The 3,011-nt window shown below is 39.7% G+C and carries 6 protein-coding genes; 2 read left to right on the top strand and 4 right to left on the bottom strand.

Going from position 1 to position 3,011, the window contains the following annotated elements; all coding sequences use genetic code 11:
• Both VOR_RS0108770 and VOR_RS0108765 read right to left on the bottom strand, forming a co-directional pair.
• Positions 1–515, bottom strand: a 515-nt coding sequence (locus VOR_RS0108770; protein WP_010319339.1) for an AAA family ATPase, incomplete at its 3' end; no start/stop codon positions are given.
• A gap of 164 nt (positions 516–679) precedes the next feature.
• Positions 680–1,213 (bottom strand): cysteine hydrolase family protein, encoded by a 534-nt coding sequence (locus tag VOR_RS0108765; RefSeq protein WP_010319338.1) that lies wholly within the window; start codon positions 1,211–1,213, stop codon positions 680–682.
• Between the two features lie 233 nt (positions 1,214–1,446).
• On the opposite strand from VOR_RS0108765, the gene VOR_RS0108760 reads away from it, so the two are divergent.
• The gene (locus VOR_RS0108760; RefSeq protein ID WP_010319336.1) at positions 1,447–1,719 is read left to right on the top strand and encodes a type II toxin-antitoxin system TacA family antitoxin; all 273 of its coding nucleotides are present in this window, start codon (positions 1,447–1,449) and stop codon (positions 1,717–1,719) included.
• The gene (locus VOR_RS0108755; RefSeq protein WP_010319335.1) at positions 1,716–2,213 is read left to right on the top strand and encodes a GNAT family N-acetyltransferase; all 498 of its coding nucleotides are present in this window, start codon (positions 1,716–1,718) and stop codon (positions 2,211–2,213) included. The genes VOR_RS0108760 and VOR_RS0108755 overlap by 4 nt, the downstream gene beginning before the upstream one ends.
• 138 nt (positions 2,214–2,351) lie before the next feature.
• Here VOR_RS0108755 and VOR_RS16975 read toward each other — a convergent pair whose 3' ends face one another.
• Both VOR_RS16975 and VOR_RS18840 read right to left on the bottom strand, forming a co-directional pair.
• Positions 2,352–2,720, bottom strand: coding sequence for a GNAT family N-acetyltransferase (locus VOR_RS16975; protein ID WP_081480728.1), 369 nt, complete (start codon positions 2,718–2,720; stop codon positions 2,352–2,354).
• A 33-nt stretch (positions 2,721–2,753) separates the two neighbouring features.
• A partial coding sequence (locus tag VOR_RS18840; RefSeq protein WP_010319333.1) for a VOC family protein occupies positions 2,754–3,011 on the bottom strand: 258 nt, incomplete at its 5' end.

Genomic DNA, 3,011 nt, shown 5'->3' with positions numbered 1-3,011 from the left:
CTTTTCGAAAAATTACCTTCACCAAAGAATTCTTTCAAAAATTCTGCCGTGAAATCGTCACCTACTAATTCTGACACTTGTGTTGCACCAACAAACTGGTCTTTAGGTGCCTTAGGATATTCAAGCATGTAAACTTTTGGCTTTGACTGTGTGATAGACCAAACTTTTTTGTAAACTATGCTGTTTTCAGTTTCATCCGGTAAAGGAGCGTCAACTTTAATAATTCTGCCTTTAAAACCAACCCACTCTTTAGCCTCTTCCGGCAAATTGTGGTATTCCGCAACCATTTCAATTTCTTCAGCATATTCATACAAATCATCTTTTTCATTATATGTTTTCGAATAATCTTCTCTCTGTGCATTCTTTGCACTATGCAGAAGTTGAATTGCTGCAAACACACTAGATTTACCCGCATTATTTGCGCCAATTAAAAAATTCGAATCTCTAAAACCAATCGTACAACCCGAACCTTTTAATTTTCGAAAATTGTCGATCTTAATTTCGTGTAATCTCACCTAGCCACCTCTTTAGAATTTTGTACTTAATGAAGCCCCATAACGCCCGGCTAAGGGGTTGACAACGCACCGCCGAACTCAAAAAACACACTGTAAACACTGAACTTCAATTTTGCACTAAAGCCGCCAAGCGTTGGCAATCCCTCTTGAGCCGTTTGTTAGCCTTATGACGTCAAAGATTGTGTCGATACAGCTTTAATCTTGACACCAAAACTAGAAATACTCGGCAATGTTGCATTGTGATGTACTCGGATTTGCTCACCTGACAAATGAGATTTGCTTTGAGTTGTGTGAGCATCTGATATCAAATCCACCGAGTAACCTAAACCAGCAGCTCGTCGCGTAGTTGTATCTACACAAAACTCTGTGGCGTAGCCGCAGATATAAAGATGCTCAATACAGAGTTCTTGCAGCAACGACTCCAAGTTTGTTCGTAAAAACGAATCTGGCGTTGTTTTGCGTATAAAATGGTCACTACTTTCAACGTGTAATGATGACTGTAATTGCCAACCTTCACTGCCATATTCGATTGGAGTCCCAGTTTGTTCATGTTGGATAAAGATGACTGAGATATCCTTTTGGCGCGCCCAATCTGTGACTTTATTGATGCGAGTTAAAACCTCATTTCTTTCAAACGGTTGAGGTGTTGGGTCAAACAAAATATTCTGCACATCAATAACAAGAACTGCTGATTTCATAGAATCTCCTTTTGAATAAGGCTAACGCCGCATTAAGGGGCAGCCAACGCTACTACCAACTCACTGCATAACAGCGTAATCACAAAAACTAACGCATAATAAAAATGCCACGCGTTGGCTGTCCCTCTTAAATGTTTTGTTAGCTTGCGTGCCAAAGTGACACAATGATTGCTTTTTGTATATTTAAACACCATAATAAAGATGTGACATTTTGACACAAAGGAGAACACATTATGGCTACCACTTTACCTCGTATCACTGCGAGAGTTGATGTCGATACACAAAACTTATTAACCAAAGCGGCTGCTCTCGCTGGCATGTCTAGTATTAACTCATTTGTACTCAATGCTGCAATCGAAAAAGCAAAACAAGTGATTGAACGCGAGCAAACACTAAAATTAAGCCAAGCAGACGCCATTTTACTTATGGAAGCTCTCGATAAACCAACAACATTAAATCAAAAGCTTAAAACTGCCGCCGAACGCTATGAGACCAAAACCCAATGATGAAAACGGTATTACTCGATAAAGATAAACACGACAGAAACCGATTCAACTGCGGAATTGATGCGCTTAATAACTATTTGAAAGTCATGGCAAGTCAGCAAGCTAAAAAAGATAATACCCGAACATTTGTTTTAGAGGATGAAAATAACACCTCACTTATCATCGGTTTTTACACTTTAACAATGACACCCATTGACCTAAAAGCATTACCCGATAAATTACAGAAAAAGCATCAGTCATCAACTTCTGGCGGACTCATTGCTCGCTTAGCTATCGATGAGCGCTATAAAGGTAAAGGATTTGGCGAATGGTTACTTATCGATGCTCTACGAAAACTACTAGCCGCTAGTGATAGCGTGGCATTCCCCGTTGTTATTGTTGACGCAAAAGATGGCGCTAAACATTTCTATGAGCGCTATGGTTTTAAAGCGTTTCAAGATGCAGAAAATAAGCTATTTATCACCATTTCAGATATTAGGGCAAGTTTAGGCTAGTATTGCTAGCCTTTAGCAAGCTAACGCCGCGTTAAGGGGCAGCCAACGCTACTACTAAGCTTCCGCATAACACTGTAATCACAAAAACCAACGCATAATAAAAATGCCACGCGTTGGCTGTCCCTCTTTAACGCTTTGTTAGGCGGCGGTTCTCTGCATTATATGTTGAGGACCAACTGGACCACCTAAATACAAATTCCCTATATCTTCAAAACCACATTTAAGATAAAAATTGTACGCAGCTTTATTGCGACAATTTACTGTCAACTGTAACCGCTCAAACCCTGGATAGTTTGAAATAACATAGCTTGGTAACAAATTCATTGCTTTACTCGCAATACCTAAACCTTGATGATTCTGATCAATCAGCAAAGCTCGAATACCTAGCGCTTTTGGATCGCTAAAGCTGTAAGTATCAGAATAAGACAAATCTAAGACGAAAAAGCCAACTACCTGCTCATTTTCTATGATCAAATGAGGATGTTCATCTTCTTTTAAAGATAAGATGAATTCACCAAGCCTATCGACCCTCTTGTTAGGCTACTGATTCTCGGCTATGCGCCACAACACACCACTTGGATCTGTAACGCAAAATTCGAGCATTCCCCACGGCTGCTCAATAAGTTCCGTAACCTTTACGCCAAACTCTTTGTCTAGATTTAGCTGTAGGACATGTTCATACCAGCTTCGAGCATCTTCAACTAAAAGGTGCATCATAAAGTTGTTGCTGTGAACAGGTTCGTAGAAATCTTGGAGTAAGAAAGAACAAGTACCAAATTTAAAATAAGCGATACCTTC

Source organism: Vibrio ordalii ATCC 33509, assembly GCA_000257205.1.
Lineage (GTDB): Bacteria > Pseudomonadota > Gammaproteobacteria > Enterobacterales > Vibrionaceae > Vibrio > Vibrio ordalii.
The sequence above is the reverse complement of the archived record's forward strand: the minus strand, read 5'-3'. Positions and strand labels throughout refer to the sequence as shown.